Source organism: Shewanella sp. ECSMB14101, from assembly GCF_000773485.1.
Lineage (GTDB): Bacteria > Pseudomonadota > Gammaproteobacteria > Enterobacterales > Shewanellaceae > Shewanella > Shewanella marisflavi.
The window spans coordinates 1-22474 of record NZ_JSFF01000013.1; the positions used below are offsets into that span (position 1 = coordinate 1).

Genomic DNA, 22474 nt, shown 5'->3' on the forward strand with positions numbered 1-22474 from the left:
TATCTGCACATAAGCGAGCCGCAGGCTATAAACAACAGCGACGGTTAACGCTAAAACCACGTCACTAAATGACCATGTCTTCCAACGACAGATATAAAAATGCCGATGAAGTCTCCCTCATCGGCATTCATCAACTCTGAGTCAGAGACTCAAAAATTGGAAGATCGAATTCCCGATCACCCCAATCTTTGGCGAACCGCCTCGAACAAGCAAATCCCTGTGGCCACAGAGACGTTGAGGCTCGACACACTACCCGCCATCGGGATAGAGGCCAGCGAATCACAGCTCTCGCGGGTCAGACGACGTAGGCCCTTGTCTTCGGCGCCCATGGCGATGGCGATTGGGCCTTTAAGGTCGGCCTTGTAAAGGTCGTGCTCGGCTTCACCGGCCGCGCCGACGATCCAAACGCCCTGATCTTGCAAAGCTTTCATGGTGCGCGCTAGGTTAGTCACCTGAAACAGGGGCACGACTTCTGCGGCGCCGCAGGCAACCTTACTGACGGTTGGCGTTAGGCCAACCGAGTTGTCGCGCGGCACTATCACCCCGTGTACTCCGGCGGCATCGGCGTTACGCAAACAGGCACCTAAGTTGTGGGGATCGGTCACGCCGTCGAGGATCAACAGAAACGGGGTCTCTGTTTTATCCAGTAGCGCCAGAAGATCGTTGTCATTGAGTTGCTTAGCGGGCTTAGCACGTACCAGCACACCTTGGTGCTGACTGCTGCCGGCCTTGTCGTCCAGCGCCTTACGAGAGGCCTGCTGCACCGACACACCATATTCCGCCGCCATTTGGATCAGTGGCATCAGGCGCTGATCATCACGGCCCTGGAGTACCCACATCTCGATTACCCGCTCAGGGCTGTTTTTTAGCAAGGCCTCGACGGCATGGATGCCGAAGGTAAAATCTTGTTTCTTCATCTAATTAGAATCTCTTATTTCTTACTACTGCGTTTTTTAACCGCTTTACGCTTCTTGGCGCTTGGCTTAGCCTTAGCTGTGCTTTTTGGGGCACCGCTCTTTGGCTTGGCCGCCCCCGCCTTGCCGGCTCCTGGCTTACCTGCTCCGGGCTTAGCGTCGCTGCGTTTGCCAGAGCGGCGCTTACCGCTTGGCTTGTCATCTTCTTTGCCGCCCTTACGGCCAACCTTGGCGCCTTCGAGATCGACTCGCTCACGAGCGGTCAAGGGTTTCTTGCCCCGGCGTGGTCGAGGTGCTTTACCATCCACACCCACCATCATGAGATCGATCTGACGATCGTCCAGATTCACCGCCGCCACCTTAACCGTGACGGGATCGCCTATCTGATACACCTGCCCCGTGGCCTCACCCACCAGACGCTGACGCATATTATCGTAGTGATAATAGTCGCCGCCCAGGGTCGAGATATGCACCAGACCATCGATAAAGAGATCGCTTAGGCGCACAAACATGCCGAAGTGGGTGACCGAGGCGATAACAGCCTCGAAGGTGTCGCCCACATGGTCACGCATAAACTCACACTTAAGCCAATCGCTCACATCACGGGTCGCCTCATCGGCGCGTCGCTCTGTGGTGGAACACTCTTCACCCAACAGATCCAGCTCTTCGATCTGATAGTGGTAACCACCATCAGGCGTCCACTTGTCATTGCCCTCGCCACGCTCCTTGGCCAGCAGGTAACGTATCACCCTGTGCAGAATCAAATCGGGGTAACGACGAATCGGCGAGGTAAAGTGCGAATACTGCTCCAGCGCCAGGCCAAAGTGACCCTCGTTATCCGGGGTGTAGGTTGCCTGACGCATAGAGCGCAGCAACATTACCTGAATCAACTCGGCATCAGGCCTGTCAATCACCTGCTCCATGAGCGCCTGATAATCGGCCGGCTCAGGCTCAAGACCACCGCCCATGGTGAGGCCGCGCTCCTTGAGGAAATCTTTAAAGTTGGTCAGCTTCTGCTCTGACGGCGCTTCGTGCACCCGATAGAGCACTTCACCCTTATGCTTTTGCACAAACTTAGCCGCCGCCACATTGGCCATGATCATACACTCTTCGATGATCTTATGGGCCTGATTGCGGGTACGGGGCTCGATGCGATCTATCTTGCGATCGGCATTGAAAATAAACTGGGTCTCAGTGGTTTCAAAGGCGATAGCACCGCGCTGCGCGCGTGTCTCATCTAAAGTCAGGTAGAGCGACTGCAATGTCTGCAGGTGCGGGAAGATTGGCTTAAGCTCATCACTCACCTCGCCACCTTCGAGCATATCCGCCACCTGGGTGTAGGTCAGACGTGCATGAGAGTGCATCACGGCAGGATAAAACTTATAGCCCGACAGCTTGCCCGTTGCCGAAATGGTCATCTCGGCCACCATACAGAGCCTGTCGACCCCAGGATTAAGCGAGCAGAGACCGTTCGACAATTTCTCTGGCAACATGGGGATCACCTGAGACGGAAAGTAGACTGAGTTACCGCGGGCGCGGGCTTCTTTGTCCAGTGCCGAGTCGGTGCGCACATAATGGCTGACATCGGCAATGGCCACCCACAGGCGCCAACCGCCGCTCTTCTTGGTCTCGGCATAGACGGCGTCATCGAAATCACGCGCATCTTCACCATCTATGGTGACCAGAGGTAACTTGCGCAGGTCAACCCGCCCTTGTTTATCCTCCTCGGTCACCTCATCAGGGATCTTGCGCAGCTTCTTCTCGATCAGGCTCGACCAGGTATGGGGCAGATCGTAGTTGCGCAGGGCAATCTCAATCTCCATGCCCGGCGCCATCTCTTTACCCAGCACCTCGGTGACCTTGCCGGCAGCCTTCATGTAGCGGCCAGGACGGCGGGTGAGTTCAACCACCACGACATCGCCCTGACGAGCACCATTGCGATCGCCATCGGGGATCAGGATCTCCTGGGTGATGCGCTTGTCGTCTGCAATCACGAAGGCCATGCCAGAATCCAGATGGAAACGCCCCACCAGAGGCGCGGTGCGCTCATGGGTCAGACGTACGATGCGCGCCTCGCGGCGGCCCTTACGATCGACACCGGCTTTTTGAGCAAGCACCTTGTCGCCGTGAAAATACATCAGCATGTCACGGTTGTTGATAAAGAGGTCATCGCCCCCTTCATCGAGTTTAAGGAAGCCGAAACCATCCTTGTGGCCCAATACCATGCCACTTAGCAGATCCATACGCTCGGGTAAGCCATAGGCCTGACCACGGGTAAAGACCAGCTCGCCATCACGCTCCATCGCCCTGAGGCGGCGGCGTAAGGCTTCTAGCTGCTCTTCATCGCTGATCTTGAGCGCCTGGGCAATTTTTTCACGATTGAGGGGTGATTGCTGTGAGCGTAAGTAATCTAAAATATACTCACGACTAGGAATGGGGTTGTCGTACTTCTCTTGTTCACGCTTTAAATGCGGATCTTTGATCATTCAATATCCATACTTTTTGCCCGGCTCTCCAGATTGTCTAAGGGGCTTAGGGCGTTTATCGGGATCTCAGATGCTCCTGCTTAGCCCTATCTACTGCACTGGCGGGCATTTTTGCTTCTAGCACCATCAATAATTTCATGGCTTCCTGTTTGGTCGCCTCATCACTAAATACATCGTTGTAAAGCCAGTGGTAACCCATCACATAATCTCTGGGACTACCATAGCCTTCGCCAAACAATCTCACCAGCATCATACGTGCAGGAAGATCGCCACTGGCGGCAGCGGGCAGCGTGTATTGCACTGCGCGCTCTTTATCTTGGATCACGAACTTACCCTCATGGTAATACTCGGCGATCCGAGCCATAGCTTCTGCGCTACCTTGCTCAGCAGCGTCACGAAGCATAGAAATGCCTCTGGGCGGATTGGCTTTGACACAGATACCATAGTTCAGCATCTCAGCCCAAAGATATTGATACAGCGGCTGTTTTAGCACTTCGGCACGCGCCTCAATATCTTGTACCAGCTGACAATCGTCGCCTTTTACCTTTGTCAGGTAAGACTTGTCGCGGATCATGTCGATAAGCTGCTCTTGGCTATAAATATCGACCGCTCTGATCACGCTTTTGTCGTCAGTCTGCTTGTCAGTTTTGGTTTCAGCCTGTGCCACTGTCGATAAACAGGCCATTAAAATAAAGAATACTAATCGTGCCATAAAAAAATTCTCTATGTAGAACTCGTGCCTTTATCCGTAACAGACTTAGGCAGTATACCTTATCTTATCGGCCGCTGTGGCGTTAGCTTAAAAGCGATTGCAAAATAGTCAGCCTAAGGCGGCGCCTCTGTGGCCATATTGCAATAAACAACTCCCAATAAAAAGGCCGCTTAACGCGGCCCTTATGATTAACTAAACGGATTCACTAGAATCATGGTCTCGTTTCTATCGGGACCCGTTGAGATAATGTCGACTGGCGTTTCCAGTAACTCTTCGATGCGCTTGATATAGTTGATCGCCGCCTGTGGCAGCTGCTCAATAGAGGTCGCACCAAAGGTGTTCTCACTCCAACCAGGCATAGTTTCAAGCACAGGCGTAACCTGCTCGTAGCCTTCTGCAGCTAGCGGAGTCACGGTAGCGATGCTGCCATCTGGGTACTGATAACCCACACAGATCTTCACCTCTTCCAAGCCGTCGAGTACGTCAAGCTTAGTCAAGCAGAAACCGCTGATGCTGTTGATCTGTACCGCGCGCTTCATGGCAACGATATCTAACCAACCTGGACGACGCTTACGACCAGTGGTCGCACCAAACTCGTGACCCTTAGTACCTAAGTGATCACCGATTTCGTCTTGCAACTCAGTAGGGAAAGGACCTGCACCCACACGTGTGGTGTATGCCTTCATGATACCGAGCACATAGTCTAGATGACGTGGACCGAAGCCAGAACCTGTCGCAACACCACCTGCAGTAGTGTTTGAAGAGGTTACGAACGGATAAGTACCATGGTCAATATCCAGAAGGGTACCCTGTGCGCCTTCAAACAGGATAGGCTCACCGGCCTTACGTGCTTGATCCAGCAACTCAGTCACATCTGTACACATGCTCTTCAGATAGTCAGCAATCGCCAACGCATCTTTCAATGTGGTTTCGTAATCAACCGCTTCGCAATCATAGTATTCGGTCAACATGAAGTTGTGATATGCCATCACTTCCTTCAGTTTTTCGGCGAACAATTCTGCATTAAACAGATCGCCAACACGAAGACCACGACGAGAGATCTTATCTTCGTAAGCTGGACCGATACCACGACCCGTTGTACCAATAGCTTTATTACCGCGCGCTTTTTCGCGTGCGATATCTAAGGCACAGTGGAAGGGAAGGATTAACGGACACGCTTCAGAGATAAGCAGACGTTCCTCTACAGGGACGCCACGCTCTTTAAGCATGTTGATCTCTTTCATCAGGGCGTCAGGTGCAAGCACCACGCCATTACCGATAATGCATTTTACATTATCGCGTAAGATCCCTGATGGAATAAGATGAAGAACGGTTTTGTCACCATCGATAACAAGAGTGTGACCCGCATTGTGGCCACCTTGATAACGAACGACATATTTGGCCTGTTCGGTAAGTAGGTCGACTATCTTACCCTTTCCTTCGTCACCCCATTGGGTGCCGAGAACTACGACGTTTTTGCCCATTATTTGCTGCAAGGTAGTGGTTAAAACGGGATTTTAGCAGATCTTGGGGGGGAAATGGCAAGTAATTTATGAAAAAATAATCAATATGACCACGCCAGCCGTGACTAAAGCACCGCCTAACCTTTGTAAAACCCTTTGATTTTGGTTAGAAATTTCCTGCAAATATGCCCGCCAACGATTCGGAAATAAAAGCGGTCCTATCCCTTCGATAATCAACACTATGGCCAGAACCAGCATCAGGAGTTGGAAAGTCATCTAAACGCGTTTCCTATAGAGAACAATAAGGCTTAAAAATAGCAGAAAATAGCCATAAAAAAACCCAGCACAAGGCTGGGTTTTTCGAATTTTCGCAGCGTAAAAATTAACGCTTTGAGAATTGTGGCTTACGACGTGCTTTACGTAGACCCACTTTCTTACGCTCAACTTTACGAGCATCACGGGTAACGAAACCTGCAGCGCGTAGAGATGGACGTAGAGCTTCATCAAGTTCCATCAGGGCACGAGTAATACCGTGACGGATTGCACCTGCTTGGCCAGTGATACCACCGCCCTTAACAGTTACATAGATGTCTAGCTTTTCAGTCATTTCAACTAGCTCTAGAGGTTGACGAACAACCATACGAGCAGTTTCACGACCAAAATATTCGTCAAGTGGACGTTGGTTCACGACGATGTTACCACTACCTACTTTAGCGAATACGCGAGCAGTAGATGTTTTGCGACGGCCAGTGCCGTAGTACTGAGTTGCAGACATTAGCTTACTCCCGGATTAGATATCAAGAACTTGTGGTTGTTGTGCAGCATGGTTGTGCTCTGCGCCAGCGTAAACTTTCAGTTTACGGTACATGGCACGTCCTAGAGGACCTTTTGGCAACATACCTTTTACTGCTTTCTCGATAATCATTTCTGGCTTATGATCTTGCAGCTTATCAAAAGTAATCTGCTTGATTCCACCTGGGAAACCAGAATGAGAGTAGTAAGTCTTAGCTGCTGCTTTGTTACCAGTTACAGTTACTTTCTCAGCATTGATAACGATGATGTAATCGCCAGTATCAACGTGAGGAGTGTATTCTGCCTTATGCTTGCCACGTAGACGACGAGCGATCTCAGTAGCCATACGACCTAAAGTTTTACCTTCAGCGTCAACAACGAACCATTCGCGCGTCACTGTTTCTGGTGTAGCAGTATATGTAGTCTTCATTTACAAAAACCCAAAGTTTAAATTCTGTTCTCACATGCCGCCATTTCCGATGAAATAGCAACACAAAAAGTGCCATTCTCCGCCCCTTCGAGCAAAGAATAAGGCTTTACAACTTCCGCCTTTTTGGCGGAGTAACGAGGGCAGGTCGCGAATTATAGACAAAGCTGAGTTAAAAATCACCTAATTTTTTAGCTAATTTAAATGATTTACTCAGCTTATCCTTGTTGTCGTAGCGAAACGGCAAAAAACCACACTTTTTCCTTTCGCCGAGCAGACTAAGGCAGATGTTCCAGCGCTAGATAATCGTGAGACTGCATCTCGGTCAGACGAGAGCGGCAGCGTCTAAACTCGAAGCTGAGTAATCCCTGAGTATAGATCTCTTCCAGCGCTACCTCGGCAGAGATGATGAGCTTTACCTGACGCTCATAAAACTCATCCACCATGGCCAGAAAACGTCTGGCGATATCATCGCCCGTACTTTGACTGCCCATCTGCTCGACACCGCTAAGCAGTACAGTGTGATAAAGACGGGCCAATTCCATATAGTCACGCTGACTTCGCGGGCCGTCGCACAGATCTCTGAAGTTAATTAAGAGCACGCCTTGGGCCTGCTTGCGAATGGCGATTTCGCGGCCGTCGATATCAATCGCCGCAGTTGAAACTTCCGACTCTGGGGCGAGTTGTTGAAAATAACCCAACAGGTTCTCGTCGGCTTGAGGATCTAGCGGATAATGGTAGATCTCTGCCTGCTCTAGGGTGCGCAGACGGTAATCTATGCCGCTGTCCACATTGAGCACCTGACAGTGTTTGTTGATTAGCGCTATCGCTGGCAGAAAGCGCGCCCGTTGCAACCCATTCCGATAGAGTTCATCGGGAATGATATTAGACGTCGCCACCAGTGCCACGCCTTCAACAAAGAGCGCCTGAAACAGAGTGCCCAGCAACATGGCGTCGGTAATATCTGAGACAAAAAACTCATCGAAGCAGATCACCTGATAACGCTCGGCCATTCGCTTGGCGATCACCAACAAGGGATCTCGCTGACCTTTTAGGCCATCAAGGTCCAGATGTATTTGATGCATAAAGCGGTGAAAGTGCGCCCTGAGTTTACGCTCACCCGGCAAGGCATCATAAAAGGTATCCATCAGATAGGTCTTTCCCCGCCCGACACCACCCCAGAGATACAGGCCCTGCACCTGAGGCGCTGGCTTAGCGAGAAATCCTAACAGTTTCGCGACGCCACTTGGCTTTTGCTGAGCCGCAAGCAATTCGTCATAGACGCGTTGCAGCGCCTTGACCGCCTGCTCCTGGGCAGGATCATAGGAAAAATCATCACGTTGTAGATCGGCTTGATAATGCTGCCAAGGGGTGAGATGCGACACTTAAATTATTCTCTTCTATCCTTAATTCAACCGCTAGATGGTACCACGACAATCGAACGCAGGGTATATGTCGTCCCAGACAATCCTACGAGCAAAAGGTCGTAGGCCAAGGCAATTTGTCGCCGCGCGATTCACGCTAGTCAATGAAGGCTAACGAAAAATTAACCTTTGTTAATCCCATGAACTTTATTTAAAGCGCGACAGTCGGATTGAGTAACACAGCAAAAATTACTGACTTGATTTACGTCCGAGTAGCCTTATATCTACAGAGTCAAAAGTTCATAATTGCAACCTTGGAGTCATGAATAGATGAAAACCAAATTATCACTACTTTCAGCCGCCCTGCTCGGCGCCAGCCTTATGGTCATGCCCGCCGTTTCTCAAGCCGCCATACCGCTAGCCGTCGGTGGACAAGAGCTTCCTAGCCTGGCTCCCATGCTGGAAAAAACCACCCCAGCCGTGGTTGCCGTCGCCGTATCGGGCACCCATGTGTCTAAACAGCGTCTTCCTGATGCTTTTCGCTACTTCTTCGGCCCCAATGCGCCAAGAGAGCAGGTACAGGAGCGTCCCTTTAAAGGCCTGGGTTCAGGGGTCATTATCGATGCCGAAGAAGGCTATATCGTCACCAATAACCATGTGATCGAAGGTGCCGATGAGATCTTGATTGGCCTGCACGATGGCCGTGAAATAGAGGCAAAACTGATTGGCGCCGATGCCGAATCCGATGTCGCGCTACTACAAATTAAGGCGAAAAACTTAGTCGCGCTTAAGCGCGCCGACTCAGACGAGCTTAAGGTGGGTGACTTTGCTGTCGCCATTGGTAACCCCTTTGGCTTAGGTCAGACCGTCACCTCAGGTATCGTCAGCGCCATGGGGCGCAGCGGCTTAGGCATTGAGATGCTAGAGAACTTTATTCAAACCGACGCCGCCATCAATAGCGGTAACTCGGGCGGCGCCCTGGTTAACCTTAACGGTGAGCTTATTGGTATCAACACCGCCATCGTCGCCCCTGGCGGCGGTAACGTAGGGATAGGCTTTGCCATCCCGGCTAACATGGTCAACAACCTGGTGGATCAGCTGATCGAGCACGGTGAGGTGCGCCGTGGCGTGCTAGGTGTCAGCGGTCGAGACTTGGATAGTGAACTGGCTCAAGGCTTCGGTCTGGACTCTCAACACGGCGGCTTCGTTAATGAAGTCATGCCAGACAGCGCCGCAGACAAAGCGGGCATTAAGGCCGGTGACATCATTGTCAGCGTTAATGGCAAGCCCATCAAGACCTTCCAGGAGCTCAGAGCCAAGATTGGTACCATGGGCGCCGGCGCCAAGGTGAAACTTGGCCTAATCCGCGATGGCGATGAGAAAACCGTCACAGCTGTTCTGGGCGAATCCAGCCAGCAGACAGAAACTGCAGCAGGTGCAGTACACCCAATGCTGACGGGCGCAACCTTAGAGAACCACAAGAAAGGGGTTGAGATCACTGATATCACGCAAGGCTCTCCGGCTGCGGCCAGTGGTCTGCTTAAGGGCGATATCATTGTCGGGGTGAACCGTACCCGCATCGAAAACCTTAAGGAACTTAAGGCAGAACTTAAGGAGCAAAATGGCGCCGTTGCGCTTAAGTTGCTACGCGGTAACAACAGCCTTTACCTGGTTCTCAGGTAAATAAGCACCAAGGGATCATACTTTGAGTATGATCCCTTGCACTTCCTAAGCCAAAGCCTATCAGAGGCTAAATAGCCAATAGTGCCCTATAACTAAACATGTTAATCTAACGCTACTTTTCCCAGTGCACGCAAAATCATGACTCTAAAAGACACGGTAATTTACATCGCGAAAGCTGTTTTATTCGGCCTCATCATGGCCGCGGTCTTTCTGGTCATCACCCCATTAATCACGGGAAATAACAATCAAAATAACTTCTTTCAACACCGCGGACAAAACGGCATAGAACTCTCCTTTTCCAAGGCGGTTCGCCGCGCGGCACCAGCCGTCGTCAACATCTACAGCCTAAGCATAGATCAGAGCCGCCCACTCAATTCAGGGGCACTCCAAGGGCTGGGTTCGGGCGTGATCATGAGTAAAGAGGGTTACATACTCACTAACTATCATGTGATCAAGAAAGCCGATGAGATAGTCGTGGCCCTGCAAGATGGACGCAAGTTCACCTCTGAAGTCGTTGGCTCAGATTCAGTCACTGACCTGGCGGTGCTTAAAATTGAGGGCGACGCCCTACCCGTAGTGCCCATCAACTTAGATATCCCAGCCCAGGTAGGCGATGTGGTACTGGCCATAGGCAACCCCTATAACCTAGGGCAAACCATTACCCAAGGGATCATCAGCGCCACGGGGCGTAACGGCCTTAGCTCAGGCTATCTGGATTTCCTACAGACAGATGCGGCCATCAACGCAGGTAACTCGGGTGGCGCCCTTATCGATACCAGCGGTCAGTTGATCGGCATTAACACCGCCGCTTTCCAGATCGGTGGAGAAGGCGGTGGACACGGCATCAACTTCGCCATTCCTATCAAGCTGGCTCACAGCATCATGGGTAAATTAATTAAAGATGGTCGGGTGATCCGTGGGGCGCTAGGAATCACTGGTGAGCCCATCAACCCTGTGATGGCACAGATCCTCAACCTGCCGGATCTGACCGGTGTGATGGTGACAGGCGTCGATCATCAAGGCCCTGCGGCGCAGGCTAAACTCAGGCCCAGAGATGTGATCACTAAATTTAACGACGAAACCGTTCCTGGCGTCGAAATGCTGATGGACAGAATTGCCGAGACACCGCCAGGGACTCAGGTGACTATGACCATCATACGCAGCGGCAAGTACTATCAGGTACCCGTCACCATAGGTGAAAACCTTAATAACGAATAATCTTTCTCAAAAAAAACAAAGTAAAAAGCCAGCAAATGCTGGCTTTTTTACTTTTGTACTTTCTATCCATTGAAAGCCAAGAGGTCATAAAATGAGGGGCATCCCCAAGGGGTTATTTATTCGGACTCCGAAAGAGTCGCAACCAAAAGCTGCATTCAAGCACTGCGCCGGCAATCAGCAGTCCTAACGCACCAAAGTGCATTCCTAGCCCATAACAGATCAGTGCTCCACTGAGCAGCACCGCTAATAACGCCATCCTTTTACCATGTGCCATATACTCTCCTTAGCATAATGAACCAAGCTTACCTGCCTATATTACAAGTATAAGCGTTTCTGTACCGCCGAAATGTATGAAATTTATTCGCTACCCTTTAACTGATTCAGGCTTATCTGCACGTCTCCAGTAAAGAGGACGACTCCTGTTCAGTCAAGCATTTACAACACACACGCTTGATGGATAACAAACCAGACTCATCAAAAAAAGACCACCCTAGCATATAACTGAGGTGGTCTTTACCTTTATGGGAAAGGGCAATGAATCACTTTGTTGAGCTTTTATGGTGCGATCATACGCACTTATTATTAAACCTCTTACTTAGGGAACGGTTACTTATGAACCTTAGTTAAGGCAGCGGCCTTCTCTGTATAATTGTCGTGACAATTACCACAGGTAAACTTAGCTGTACCCCATGGCATTTGATACTTGCCATCATCGGTGAACTGCTTGGCATCAGGCGATAGATCCAGGGTAAAGAGGTGAGACTTAATATCACCAAATACCACATCCGCACTACCCAGCTTAGGTGCTGTCGTTACCGCACTCTTAGCCAACTTAGGCATATGACAGTCGGTACACTCGGCTAGGGTGCCGTGGCCATATGATCCACCACCGTCAGCAAAGGCCATGGTATGACAATCGGTACAGGCTTTAACGGCGCCCATATGCAGACCATCGCTGCTGTCCTGATTCTTAGTCGACTTATGAGAGTCATGGCAGGTCGTACAGCTCATGCCTTTCTTAACACCAATTTCATCACCAGCCTTATAGATACCGTGGTCCTGTGGTACTACGCCTAAGAATTCATCGGCAGTTTGGTGATGTTGCGCCAAGCCACCTTTGGCAATGATGCGACCACCCACTTGGCTACCGCTAGGATAGGCCTCATTGTACTTGCTGACGAAAGAGGGGTAATCCTTCTCGCCATCACGGGTATGACATTCGGCACAGGTCACCGCCTTGCCATAGGCCATATCATCGGCGAGGAACTCCTCTGTAGTACGCGCAACGGCTATCTTGGTGATGTTATCTTTCGAAGGTGCCTTAACGTGGAAACTACCCGCACCATGACAGGCTTCACACTGAATCCCCTGCTCGGCAAACGTACCATTCATACCGATAAGGTCGTCCTGACGATCTGGGTTACGGTTGTCGCCACCGGCCACATCTGTGGTGCGCTTCCAGCCTGTTGTATGACAGTTACCGCAGCTGTATTTATAGTCAAACTCTGTATCTTTGTAGTTACCCATCACATCTGGATCGACGGAATGATTATCGGGAATATTGAGCTCACCCTTACTGTTACGAATGTTGTATTGAACATTCTTACCCGTCACTATGTAGCCGTCTTTGTCCAACCAGCGCATTTTCCAATGATAGCCCCCCACCACATAGGTGACATCATCATAGCTACTTGGTGCGCCTAAGGTGTTGTTCGGCGTTGAATCCACTAACAGATCGATCGCGCCAGTAATGGTCGTTTCAGGCGTATACGGGAAGCTTGGCTGTGCACCGTCGCTGATCTTTTGAATCTTAAAGTTGTGACCCGTCTTAGCAAAAGAAGCATGCTGCTCGCTGTGGCATCCGGCACAAGCCGCTGATCCCACATAGGCTAACACCTCTGGCTCTGGCAGGGCCTCAACTGTCACAGTGACTTCACCAACTGCCTCATCAGTGCCATCGGTGATTGTGTAATTAAACTTAACCTCTCCTGCCGAAGTTCCCGCGGTATACTCAACCTTACCCTCTTTGATCACTGCGCTATCATTGCTGACCGATACGATAGAGAGCGTGTCACCATCGGCGTCGGTATCATTGGCCAGTACATCTATGACGACCATTTCAGAAACCGTCACGGTCGCGCTATCGGCTACGGCAACGGGCGGGGTGTTTTCTTGAACTGGAGGTGGGTTTTCATCGTTATCACTACCACATGCCACTAACATGGATATCATGCTAGCGAGCAATAGCTTTTTACATGGAATTTGGTTGCTCATTTGTTCATCCTCTCGTGGCTTATGACAATCACCAACTTTGCAGGGAGGGCGATTGATATGTCTCTTTGGACATGGTCACAGTATTTGTGACTTACCACTAAAGGGATAGATTAGGCGATTTCACAATAGTCAGCCTATTGTGAACTTTACTTATCAAGGTAAAGGTAAGGAGCTGATTTTAAATACTAAAAATCATCATGAAAGATTGTGGTTTTGTAAAACAAATTGACCCGTTGTTGTCAGAATATAGATCTTGCTCTCATTTTGTTGTACCAGACCCGCCTTCTTCAATTGGCGCAGATGAAAATTAAATTTGGTGTGATCTTCTACCCCCACCAGACGGCAAAGATCCATAAATTTGAGTTGCTTATGAGTGCCAAGCTGTTTAAGGGTCATGCGTCTTAACGGATTTGCCAGAGCGGCATAAACGCTGTCTGGGTCGATATCGGCGGCAGATTTTAATAATTGCTTCTCGGCGATACTGCGCTTGATACTCATCAATAACTCACCGGCATTAAAAGGCTTGGTCATCACGCTATCGGCACCTTTCTTCATGGCATCAACCGCTGTATCTACCGTTGCATAGGCAGTGATAATGATGATGGCGATAAACGGGTTCAGTTGACGTAGATTTGAGATAGCCTCAACCCCAGTCATCCCAGGCATCAGCAGATCCATTAGCGCAATATCGAAACTGTGATGCTCACAGGCAGAAATGGCCCCCTCAGCGCAATCGACGGCGATCACCTGATGACCTTCTAACTCCAATATGTCTACCATATTGGTACGTAAGTCTGCATCGTCTTCAGCAATCAACACATTTGCCATTATGCCCCTTCCTCAAAAAAAATCGATATCTGAGTGCCCCGGCCGGGTTGGCTTTCGATGCACATACTGCCGTGATGTGCCCTGACAATTGACTCACAGATAGCCAATCCCAGCCCGGTCCCCTTACCTATCGCCTTGGTAGAATAAAAAGGCTCTAGAGCCCGAGCACGACAAGCTTCATCCATCCCTTGCCCCTCATCACTCACAGATAACTGAATGCCATCATCTCGCTGCAACGCACTGACGCAGATCTTACCGCCTTTATCACTGGCATCCATGGCATTGTTGAGCAAGTTAATCAGTAACTCTTCCAACTTGATTTTTTGCCCCATGATCTGCAGCGAATCGGGGCAATCGACCTTGATGTCGAACTCTCGTTGCTTATGAGACAAGAGTTTAATTGCCGAACCAACCACCTCAGCCAACTTAACCTGTCTCGGTTCTTCTGACACAGGTCGAGCGTAAGCCAGCAACTCCTTACTGATCTCGGCGGCGCGACTAATGCCCAGCCGAATTCGCTGAATATACTCAGCCTGCGCAGGATCCTGGGGTGGATATTTTCGCTCCAGTAAGTCCAGCGCCAATGTCGAAGAGGCCAAAGGATTGTTGATCTCATGGGCTACACCCATGGCAAGTTGGCCTATCGCCTTGTATTTATCCGTCTCCACCGCCCGTTTCAACTTGGCCTCTGTTTGCTGCTCGCGTTCGATATCAAAAATCTTGAGAGCCTTCAACAGCGCAATGAGTACCAGGCCACTGGCCAGGGTACGCAGCACGGGAACTGTCATGTGTAAATCTGTTGCAACCAACCCCGCGAATATGCCGTATATCCAAAGTCCCACGCCTGTGGCCACAAAGTATTGTCCATAGTCATGTCGCTGCCGCAACAGGTCGTGACCATATATTGCCATGCCACATCCAGCCAGAAAGGCGCTGCCAAACCCCAGCAACAAACGTGTATAGAATGAAGCCTGCGCAAACATCTCATCGGATAAGTCCAGCGAAGTTGAGAAACGCACTACCGACACTAAATATGCCAACAAGATAAGCAAAATCACCCCATGGCCGATGCGCGCAATGGACCGCGACAAGATAGAGAATAATAGCCAAGAAAAGACCATTAAACTGGCGAAGGAGAGCGCTAACTTAAGCAGCCTAAGCCACTCCACGAGCACCTGATATTGCCTGGAGATATCATCGGCAAACAGGATCACATATAACTCGGACCACTCGTGAAAAGCATGGGTAAACCCAAACAAAGCCAGCGCCCATAGTGTGGGGGAGATTGAGAGTTGGCTGTACTTAAAATTGCGAAACACAACGACACAGCCAATGGAGAAAAATACCAGGCCGTAAAAGAGATAGATGTTAAACACGATAAAGGTCGACATAGCCAGACTGTACCACTGGCTCAACATGCCTTGCCGTGACGACTGCAGCAATATCGTTTTAAAACCGGCCAGGGACAAAAAAGCCACCCTAAGGTGGCTTTTATCATAGGGTAATCAAAGATCAGCTGACCCGCACGACCTCGCCGCCAAGGCCCTTAAATTTGTCTTCGATATGCTCATAGCCTCTATCGAGATGATAGATACGATCCACTGTGGTCACACCTTCAGCCACTAAACCAGCAATCACCAGGCTAGCCGAGGCGCGAAGATCGGTCGCCATCACCTGAGCACCATTAAGCTGTTCAGTCCCCTTGATGATACAAGTATTGCCTTCAAGCTCCATGTTAGCGCCCATACGAATCAGCTCAGGCACATGCATGAAACGATTCTCAAAGATGGTCTCGGTAATGGTCGCCGTCCCTTCGGCCAGGGCGTTGAGCACACAGAACTGCGCCTGCATGTCCGTCGGAAAACCAGGATAAGGCATTGTCTTGATATTGACCGCCTTTGGGCGTTGCCCCTGCATATCCAGCTCAATCCAATCTTCACCCGTGGTGATGGTTGCGCCAGCATCTTCCAGCTTGGCCAGCACAGATTCGAGCGTCTTAGGATCGGCATCGACACAGCGGATCTTACCTCGGGTTACCGCGGCGGCCACCAGGAAACTACCTGTCTCGATACGATCCGGCATCACACGGTACTCACAGCCACTGAGCGACTCGACACCCTGAATGCGAATGGTATCGCTGCCGGCACCACTGATCTTAGCGCCCATGGCGTTCAGACAATTCGCCAGATCGATCACCTCAGGTTCACGGGCCGCATTTTCAATCACGGTTTCACCATCGGCAAGAGCCGCGGCCATCAACAGGTTTTCGGTAGCGCCGACACTGATCATATCCATGAAGATATGAGCGCCCTTGAGGCGGCCATCGACGCGGGCCTTGATGTAGCCCTCTTTCACCTCAATCTTGGCACCCATCTGTTCCAGACCATGTAGATGCAGGTTAACCGGACGCGCACCAATGGCGCAGCCGCCCGGCAAAGAGACGTCGGCAGTGCCGTAACGTGCCAGCAGAGGTCCCAAGATGAGAATTGAAGCGCGCATGGTCTTCACCAGCTCATAGGGCGCACAAAACTCGTTAAGATGGGTGGTCGATATGGTGATCTTACCTTCATCACTGCGACTAACGTCGGCGCCGAGGCAGCGAAGTAATTCACAGCTGGTGTTGACGTCTCTCAGGTTGGGGACATTGGTGACCACAAAGTCTGTCTCGGCCAATACACCGGCCATTAGAATGGGAAGCGCGGCATTTTTCGCGCCTGAGATCACCACGTCACCGGCCAGTGCACCACTGGCCTGAATTGTTAATTTATCCACTATGAGTCTCTAGCCTGGCATGTTGAAGATTTTTTCACGCTTCCACTGCGTCGGGGTAAAGGCGTTGATCGTGATGGCGTGCAATGCCCCACTGGTCACATGTTCCATTAAGGGGCCATAGATCATCTGCTGCTGTTTGACTCGGCTTACACCGTCGAAACACTCACCAACGGCGACAATCTTATAATGTGTCCCATCCTGGCTCACGTGCACTTCATCTAGTGTCAGCGCTTGGCTAAGCAGCTGTTCAATCTCATTGCATTCCATATATGGATAACCCTTTTATTTGGCTTCTTCGATGAAGAAGTCTTGTAAATCATATAAATCAATTAACTTTTTCAATTGCTCTGGCGGACAACATAGCGCTAGCGTCTTGCCCTGCGCCTTCTGCTGCGCCACCAGATGCAGCAGTAATGCCACACCGGCACTGTCGCTATAAACGATGCCAGAAAGATCCAAGCGCTCACTCGTCTGGCTCAGCAGCCCATCAAGCTTGGGCCAAAGCTGCACCACCGCCGCCTGGGACAGCTCACCGCTCACCCGGCAGACGCCCTCTTCCTGATTAAAGGACAGCATTATAGCCTAGTCCCTTGGTTAACCAAGCTGATATGGTTTTCAGTGTGAGTTTCTAACTCTTTTATCACCGCATCGATACCATTTTGGCGGATAAGGTTAGAGATCTCTGCGCTTTTAGAGGCCAGTAGACTCACCCCTTCGGCCACAAGGTCAAATGCCTTCCAGGTATCATCCTTAAGACGACGCACCTTGAAGATCAACTTGATCGGCGGACGTCCCTGCTCGATAACCTGTACATTAACATCCACCATCTTCTCATCGTCGAAGCGCTTAGCCGGTGCAAACTCTACCTCTTGATCTGTGTACTCGGTAAATGCCTGGGCATAGGTAGCGATCAAATAGGTCTTAAACGCGTCGGCAAAACGCTCACGCTGCTCCGGAGTACTCTGGCGCAGGTAAGGCCCCATCACCTTATAAGAGGCATACTTATAATCTATGTAGGGCATCAACTCGTCAGAGACTATCACCTTAAGGTGGTCAGGGTTGGCCTTAATTGTGGCAAAATCCTGATGAAACCTGGCGAAAGTCTTGTTGGCAACCGATTCCACCATGGCATAAGGATCTTTGGTATTAACCGAAATATCTTCGCTACTCGCCGCCGCACTGGTCAACAGCACCATGGCGGAGAAAACCACTTTCAACAACTGTTTCATAATCGTCCCTATTAATTTTCTTTAGACTTCATACTGTATAAGAACTGGCCGATGAGATCTTCGAGCACCAAAGCCGAATGGGTATCATCGATACGATCGCCATCTTTGAGCATGCCGATATCGTCCATCACAAAACCGGGCGTCAGACCTAAAAACTGCTCGCCTAACAGGCCAGAGGTGAGAATCGACAGGCTACTGGTTTCGGGGAACTGATCGTATTGTTTATCCATTGCCAGCTCGACCACAGCCACCAGTTCTTCAGGATCTAAGCTGATATTGGTCACTCTGCCAACCACCACGCCGCCCACCTTGACGGGCGAGCGCACTTTCAATCCGCCGATATTGGTAAACTTGGCGTATAAGGTGTAATGGCTCTGGCCAGGTTTCACCTCGACATTGGCCACATTAAAGACCAGGACCAAAAAGGCCAACAGGCCCGACAGAATAAACAAGCCAACTAACAGTTCAATTTTTCGAGTCAACATACTCAATTACCACTCAGTTCTATACATACCATGACGGCAAATATATAGGTTTATCCATAAACAAAATTTAATCAGCGGCCAAACATAATGGCCGTTAACAAGAAATCTAGCGCCAGCACTGCCAGGCTGGATTGCACCACGGTTTGTGTGGTTGCGCGGCTAATGCCCTCAGGGTTAGGAATCACATGATAACCGCGATATAAAGCTATCCAGGTCACCACGACGGCAAATACCAGACTCTTGATCATGCAGTTCACGATATCCTCGCGCCACTCTACCGAGGCCTGCAGAATCGACCAAAAACTGCCGCTATCTATCCCTTTCCACTCCACACCCACCAGATGACCACCATAGATACCCACGGCGGTAAACATCAGTGCCAGTAGGGGTAAGCTGATCACCCCGGCCCAGAATCGCGGCGCGATCACCTGCCTTAGGGGATCGATAGCCATCATCTCCAGACTAGAGAGCTGCTCGGTGCTCTTCATCAAACCAATTTCGGCGGTCAATGCCGATCCGGCGCGTCCGGCAAACAGCAGCGCGGTCACCACAGGTCCCAGTTCACGCAGCAAACTGAGCGCGACCATAGGACCCAGGCTGTCTTCGGTGCCAAACCCCACCAGAATATTATAGCCTTGCAGTGCCAGCACCATGCCGATAAACAGGCCAGACACTAAGATGATCACCATAGACTGCACGCCAATCACATACAGCTGTCTAATTAATAAAGGCGTGCCTTTTCGTACTCTAGGGACCTTGGCAATAGCGCCCCACAACATCAGGCCAGCACGACCCAAGCCGGTGACGCTATCGATTGCACTACGACCTAAGCTGGCGATATGATCAATCACGCTCACCTAACATCTCCTTTTGGTAATCCTGTGCGGGAAAGTGAAACGGCACAGGCCCGTCGGGCTGACCACCGATAAACTGTTTCAGTTTAGGATTATCTGCCGCTTTCAACTCGGCGGGCGTGCCATGGGCGATCACCTTCTTGTCGGCCAGCACATAGACATAATCGGCAATCCCCAACACCTCTTGTACGTCGTGAGACACCACCACAGAAGTAAGACTCAGGGCATCGCCCAACTCTCGGATCAGCTTTACCAAGACCCCCATAGAGATAGGGTCCTGACCGGCGAAGGGCTCATCATAGAGCACCAGCTCGGGCTCAAGGGCGATGGCACGGGCCAAGGCTGCACGTCGCTGCATGCCGCCAGACAGCTCGCTCGGCATCATCTGCGCCGCGCCTCTCAGCCCCACCGCCTCAAGCTTCATCAGCACGATGCGGCGAATGATCGCCTCTGGCAAGTCTGAGTGCTCCCGAAGTGCAAAGGCAACGTTATCGAATACGTTCATATCGGTGAACAAGGCGCCGCTTTGAAACAGCATGCTCATACGTTTACGCAGGTCAAAGAGTTCACTGCGATTACACTTATGCACATCTATGCCGTCGACCTTGACCTCACCGGTATCCGGGCGCAGCTGCCCCCCGATCAACTTCAGCAGGGTCGTCTTACCTATACCACTAGGGCCCATGATGGCAGTTACCTTGCCGCGAGGAATCGACAGGCTCACATCATCATAGATGACATGGGAACCACGGCTAAAACCTAGATGGCTAACCTCAACCAATGGCCTGGTCTCGGTTGACGACTCTGTGTCATGACTTAACGATTGATGACTCATAACGGGACCTAATACATTCCATGGATAGGCGGCAGGAAAAGAGACAAATTGTACGAAATTGACCGATTGTGCACAACTGAATCGACACTATCTTTGCGCAATACTTTCAATTTGGCTCAAATCCAGCGAAAATGCGCGGCAGACTCTTAAATAAAAAGAATTTCAATGCTATTTAATATTTTCTTACTGATCGTCGGTTTAGGGGCGCTAGTATGGAGCGCCGACAAATTTGTCTTTGGCGCCGCGTCATTCGCCCGCAATCTCGGCCTGCCTCCCATGTTAATCGGGCTCACCATAGTTGCCATGGGCAGCTCGGCGCCAGAGATGTTCGTTGCGGCCACCGCCTCCCTCGAGGGAATGACAGACACTGCCATTGGTAATGTGCTGGGCTCCAACGTTGCCAACATCACGCTTATCTTGGGGATCACCGCGCTTTTAGGCGCAATATCAGTAGGTTCACAAACACTTAAGCGTGAAATTCCTATGATGCTAGGGGCGACGGCGCTGGCGGGTTATTTCCTCCACGACGGGCAACTGACCCGCATCGAAGGGCTCGTGTTGCTGGCACTCTTTTTCTCGCTGATGGGCTATCTCATCTGGCATGCGATCTCCAACAAGGAGAAAGACCCCTTTATCGATGAAGCCGAAAGCGAAGTTCCTAAGGATGTGCCCACGCCAAAGGCTGTGCTCTGGTTAGTGATCGGCATAGTGCTGCTGCCCCTGTCGGCAGACTGGATGGTGCAAGGCGCAGTGGGTATCGCCAAGGCTTTCCATATGTCAGACTTAGTCATAGGACTCACCATCATAGCCGTTGGCACCAGCCTACCTGAATTGGCGGCTTGTGTGGCGGGCGTGTTAAAGAAAGAGGACGACCTGGCCATAGGCAACGTGGTTGGCTCAAACCTGTTTAATATTTTGGCGGTACTGGCACTGCCTGCGCTTATCGCACCCGGTGCGGTAGATGCCGCAGCCAGCACTCGAGATTTTTATATGGTAATGGCAACTAGCGTTGCCCTGGCCATACTGATTTTATTAACCGGCAAAGCCCGCCAACTTCGCCCTTGGCATGGTGGCGTGTTATTAGTGACTTTTATCGGCTATCAAGTCACGCTTTTCCTATCCTAATAGCGCTTTAGGCCGAAAAATATAGAGAGAACAAGATGGTAGATGCGGATCAATTACGTCAATGGGGACGCAAGGTTATCGATACCGAGCGCAATGCGCTGGACAACCTGTATCAATATGTCGACTCAAATGAATTTGCCAAAGCTTGCCAACTGATCCTCGCCTGCACCGGCAAGGTGATCGTCATGGGCATGGGCAAATCCGGCCACATAGGCAACAAGATTTCGGCCACGCTGGCCAGCACAGGGACTCCAGCCTTCTTCGTGCATCCGGGTGAAGCCAGTCACGGCGACTTGGGTGTGCTGAGCGAAAACGATATCGTGCTCGCCATCTCAAACTCGGGCGAGGCCAGTGAAATTTTAACCCTGATGCCAGTGATCAAACGCATGGGATTGCCTGTGATTGCGGTCACGGGTAAACCCGAATCTAACATGGCTAAACACGCCGTGGTTCACCTGTGTATCGAGGTGCCAGAAGAGGCCTGCCCATTAGGACTTGCCCCCACATCTAGCACCACTGCCACCTTAGTGATGGGCGATGCCCTGGCGGTCGCACTATTACAGGCGCGTGGCTTTACCAAAGATGATTTTGCCCTGTCTCATCCCGGTGGCAGCTTGGGCCGTAAGCTCCTGCTTAAGGTGAGCGACGTAATGCACAAGGGTGATGAGTTACCTTTAGTCTCACAAGACATTAGCATTACCGATGCCCTGTATGAAATATCGAAGAAGGGCCTTGGCATGACGGCTGTGATCGATTCGGCAGGCCTATTGGTAGGTATCTTTACCGACGGCGATCTACGCCGGGTGATCGACGCCGAGATCAACCTGCGCAAGACCTCTATCTCCGAGGTGATGACCCATGGTTGCGTCACCGTCAGCGACGGCATACTGGCGGCGCAGGCCCTTAAGGTAATGGATGAAAAAGAGATTAACGGCCTGATAGTGACCGATGAGACACAGCGTCCCATCGGCGCTCTCAATATGCTGGATATGGTCAAGGCGGGGGTGATCTAA

Annotated in this window: 22 protein-coding genes; 4 read left to right on the forward strand and 18 right to left on the reverse strand. The window is 50.9% G+C overall.

Annotation, left to right across the window (positions count from 1 at the left end):
- Window positions 1-176 precede the first annotated feature (176 nt).
- From rlmB to zapE, 8 genes are all read right to left on the reverse strand, one after another.
- Window positions 177-917: a 23S rRNA (guanosine(2251)-2'-O)-methyltransferase RlmB gene (rlmB, locus tag NY07_RS10985; RefSeq protein ID WP_033539408.1), complete on the reverse strand. Its 741-nt coding sequence runs from the start codon at window positions 915-917 to the stop codon at window positions 177-179.
- 14 nt (window positions 918-931) lie between these two features.
- Window positions 932-3400 carry a ribonuclease R gene (gene rnr / locus NY07_RS10990; protein WP_033539409.1) on the reverse strand — a complete coding sequence of 823 codons (2469 nt, stop codon included), beginning with the start codon at window positions 3398-3400 and terminating at the stop codon, window positions 932-934.
- Between the two features lie 55 nt (window positions 3401-3455).
- Window positions 3456-4112, reverse strand: a complete 657-nt coding sequence (locus NY07_RS10995) for a tetratricopeptide repeat protein (protein ID WP_033539410.1) — start codon at window positions 4110-4112, stop codon at window positions 3456-3458.
- Between the two features lie 188 nt (window positions 4113-4300).
- On the reverse strand, window positions 4301-5596 hold the full coding sequence (locus NY07_RS11000; protein ID WP_033539411.1) for an adenylosuccinate synthase: 1296 nt from the start codon (window positions 5594-5596) through the stop codon (window positions 4301-4303).
- A gap of 66 nt (window positions 5597-5662) precedes the next feature.
- Window positions 5663-5851 (reverse strand): DUF2065 domain-containing protein, encoded by a 189-nt coding sequence (locus NY07_RS11005; RefSeq protein WP_033539412.1) that lies wholly within the window; start codon window positions 5849-5851, stop codon window positions 5663-5665.
- A 106-nt stretch (window positions 5852-5957) separates the two neighbouring features.
- Window positions 5958-6350, reverse strand: coding sequence for a 30S ribosomal protein S9 (gene rpsI / locus NY07_RS11010; RefSeq protein WP_011867089.1), 393 nt, complete (start codon window positions 6348-6350; stop codon window positions 5958-5960).
- A 15-nt stretch (window positions 6351-6365) separates the two neighbouring features.
- The gene (rplM, locus tag NY07_RS11015) at window positions 6366-6797 is read right to left on the reverse strand and encodes a 50S ribosomal protein L13 (protein WP_033539413.1); all 432 of its coding nucleotides are present in this window, start codon (window positions 6795-6797) and stop codon (window positions 6366-6368) included.
- Between the two features lie 275 nt (window positions 6798-7072).
- Window positions 7073-8179, reverse strand: a complete 1107-nt coding sequence (zapE, locus tag NY07_RS11020; RefSeq protein ID WP_033539414.1) for a cell division protein ZapE — start codon at window positions 8177-8179, stop codon at window positions 7073-7075.
- Between the two features lie 309 nt (window positions 8180-8488).
- Between zapE and degQ the strand changes: the two genes are divergently transcribed.
- Together degQ and degS are read left to right on the forward strand one after the other, a co-directional pair.
- Entirely contained in the window at window positions 8489-9841 is a 1353-nt protein-coding gene (gene degQ / locus NY07_RS11025; RefSeq protein ID WP_033539415.1) for a Do family serine endopeptidase DegQ, read from the forward strand.
- A 138-nt stretch (window positions 9842-9979) separates the two neighbouring features.
- Window positions 9980-11059, forward strand: a complete 1080-nt coding sequence (gene degS, locus NY07_RS11030; RefSeq protein WP_033539416.1) for an outer membrane-stress sensor serine endopeptidase DegS — start codon at window positions 9980-9982, stop codon at window positions 11057-11059.
- A 606-nt stretch (window positions 11060-11665) separates the two neighbouring features.
- Here the strand turns inward: degS and NY07_RS11035 are convergent.
- From NY07_RS11035 to NY07_RS11080, 10 genes are all read right to left on the reverse strand, one after another.
- Window positions 11666-13333: an Ig-like domain-containing protein gene (locus tag NY07_RS11035; RefSeq protein ID WP_033539417.1), complete on the reverse strand. Its 1668-nt coding sequence runs from the start codon at window positions 13331-13333 to the stop codon at window positions 11666-11668.
- Window positions 13334-13528: 195 nt separating this feature from the next.
- A complete protein-coding gene (locus tag NY07_RS11040; RefSeq protein WP_033539418.1) occupies window positions 13529-14161 on the reverse strand; it encodes a response regulator in 633 nt (210 codons plus the stop codon).
- A complete protein-coding gene (locus NY07_RS11045) occupies window positions 14161-15630 on the reverse strand; it encodes a sensor histidine kinase (RefSeq protein WP_235363918.1) in 1470 nt (489 codons plus the stop codon). Before NY07_RS11045 ends, NY07_RS11040 begins: the two co-directional genes overlap by 1 nt.
- A 43-nt stretch (window positions 15631-15673) precedes the next feature.
- Window positions 15674-16933: a UDP-N-acetylglucosamine 1-carboxyvinyltransferase gene (gene murA / locus NY07_RS11050; protein ID WP_033539419.1), complete on the reverse strand. Its 1260-nt coding sequence runs from the start codon at window positions 16931-16933 to the stop codon at window positions 15674-15676.
- A 9-nt stretch (window positions 16934-16942) separates the two neighbouring features.
- Window positions 16943-17200: a BolA family protein gene (locus NY07_RS11055; protein WP_033539420.1), complete on the reverse strand. Its 258-nt coding sequence runs from the start codon at window positions 17198-17200 to the stop codon at window positions 16943-16945.
- A 15-nt stretch (window positions 17201-17215) separates the two neighbouring features.
- A complete protein-coding gene (locus NY07_RS11060; RefSeq protein WP_033539421.1) occupies window positions 17216-17509 on the reverse strand; it encodes an STAS domain-containing protein in 294 nt (97 codons plus the stop codon).
- On the reverse strand, window positions 17509-18129 hold the full coding sequence (locus tag NY07_RS11065) for an MlaC/ttg2D family ABC transporter substrate-binding protein (protein ID WP_373681782.1): 621 nt from the start codon (window positions 18127-18129) through the stop codon (window positions 17509-17511). Before NY07_RS11065 ends, NY07_RS11060 begins: the two co-directional genes overlap by 1 nt.
- 44 nt (window positions 18130-18173) lie before the next feature.
- The gene (gene mlaD, locus NY07_RS11070; RefSeq protein ID WP_033539423.1) at window positions 18174-18647 is read right to left on the reverse strand and encodes an outer membrane lipid asymmetry maintenance protein MlaD; all 474 of its coding nucleotides are present in this window, start codon (window positions 18645-18647) and stop codon (window positions 18174-18176) included.
- A gap of 71 nt (window positions 18648-18718) precedes the next feature.
- Complete coding sequence (gene mlaE, locus NY07_RS11075; protein WP_033539424.1) at window positions 18719-19504, reverse strand: lipid asymmetry maintenance ABC transporter permease subunit MlaE; 786 nt, start codon at window positions 19502-19504, stop codon at window positions 18719-18721.
- Window positions 19491-20336, reverse strand: a complete 846-nt coding sequence (locus tag NY07_RS11080) for an ATP-binding cassette domain-containing protein (protein WP_052125622.1) — start codon at window positions 20334-20336, stop codon at window positions 19491-19493. The genes mlaE and NY07_RS11080 overlap by 14 nt, the downstream gene beginning before the upstream one ends.
- 165 nt (window positions 20337-20501) lie before the next feature.
- Here NY07_RS11080 and NY07_RS11085 point away from each other — a divergent pair, with 165 nt between their 5' ends.
- Complete coding sequence (locus NY07_RS11085; protein ID WP_033539425.1) at window positions 20502-21461, forward strand: calcium/sodium antiporter; 960 nt, start codon at window positions 20502-20504, stop codon at window positions 21459-21461.
- Between the two features lie 35 nt (window positions 21462-21496).
- Window positions 21497-22474, forward strand: coding sequence for a KpsF/GutQ family sugar-phosphate isomerase (locus NY07_RS11090; RefSeq protein ID WP_033539426.1), 978 nt, complete (start codon window positions 21497-21499; stop codon window positions 22472-22474).

Excerpts from the sequence above, each read along its gene's own strand:
- rlmB (WP_033539408.1), bottom strand. The coding sequence starts at position 917 with ATGAAGAAACAAGATTTTACCTTCGGCATCCATGCCGTCGAGGCCTTG.
- rnr (WP_033539409.1), bottom strand. The coding sequence starts at position 3,400 with ATGATCAAAGATCCGCATTTAAAGCGTGAACAAGAGAAGTACGACAAC.
- NY07_RS10995 (WP_033539410.1), bottom strand. The coding sequence starts at position 4,112 with ATGGCACGATTAGTATTCTTTATTTTAATGGCCTGTTTATCGACAGTG.
- NY07_RS11000 (WP_033539411.1), bottom strand. The coding sequence starts at position 5,596 with ATGGGCAAAAACGTCGTAGTTCTCGGCACCCAATGGGGTGACGAAGGA.
- NY07_RS11005 (WP_033539412.1), bottom strand. The coding sequence starts at position 5,851 with ATGACTTTCCAACTCCTGATGCTGGTTCTGGCCATAGTGTTGATTATC.
- rpsI (WP_011867089.1), bottom strand. The coding sequence starts at position 6,350 with ATGTCTGCAACTCAGTACTACGGCACTGGCCGTCGCAAAACATCTACT.
- rplM (WP_033539413.1), bottom strand. The coding sequence starts at position 6,797 with ATGAAGACTACATATACTGCTACACCAGAAACAGTGACGCGCGAATGG.
- degQ (WP_033539415.1), top strand. The coding sequence starts at position 8,489 with ATGAAAACCAAATTATCACTACTTTCAGCCGCCCTGCTCGGCGCCAGC.
- degS (WP_033539416.1), top strand. The coding sequence starts at position 9,980 with ATGACTCTAAAAGACACGGTAATTTACATCGCGAAAGCTGTTTTATTC.
- NY07_RS11035 (WP_033539417.1), bottom strand. The coding sequence starts at position 13,333 with ATGAGCAACCAAATTCCATGTAAAAAGCTATTGCTCGCTAGCATGATA.
- NY07_RS11040 (WP_033539418.1), bottom strand. The coding sequence starts at position 14,161 with ATGGCAAATGTGTTGATTGCTGAAGACGATGCAGACTTACGTACCAAT.
- NY07_RS11055 (WP_033539420.1), bottom strand. The coding sequence starts at position 17,200 with ATGGAATGCAATGAGATTGAACAGCTGCTTAGCCAAGCGCTGACACTA.
- NY07_RS11060 (WP_033539421.1), bottom strand. The coding sequence starts at position 17,509 with ATGCTGTCCTTTAATCAGGAAGAGGGCGTCTGCCGGGTGAGCGGTGAG.
- NY07_RS11065 (WP_373681782.1), bottom strand. The coding sequence starts at position 18,129 with ATGGTGCTGTTGACCAGTGCGGCGGCGAGTAGCGAAGATATTTCGGTT.
- mlaD (WP_033539423.1), bottom strand. The coding sequence starts at position 18,647 with ATGTTGACTCGAAAAATTGAACTGTTAGTTGGCTTGTTTATTCTGTCG.
- NY07_RS11080 (WP_052125622.1), bottom strand. The coding sequence starts at position 20,336 with ATGAGTCATCAATCGTTAAGTCATGACACAGAGTCGTCAACCGAGACC.
- NY07_RS11085 (WP_033539425.1), top strand. The coding sequence starts at position 20,502 with ATGCTATTTAATATTTTCTTACTGATCGTCGGTTTAGGGGCGCTAGTA.
- NY07_RS11090 (WP_033539426.1), top strand. The coding sequence starts at position 21,497 with ATGGTAGATGCGGATCAATTACGTCAATGGGGACGCAAGGTTATCGAT.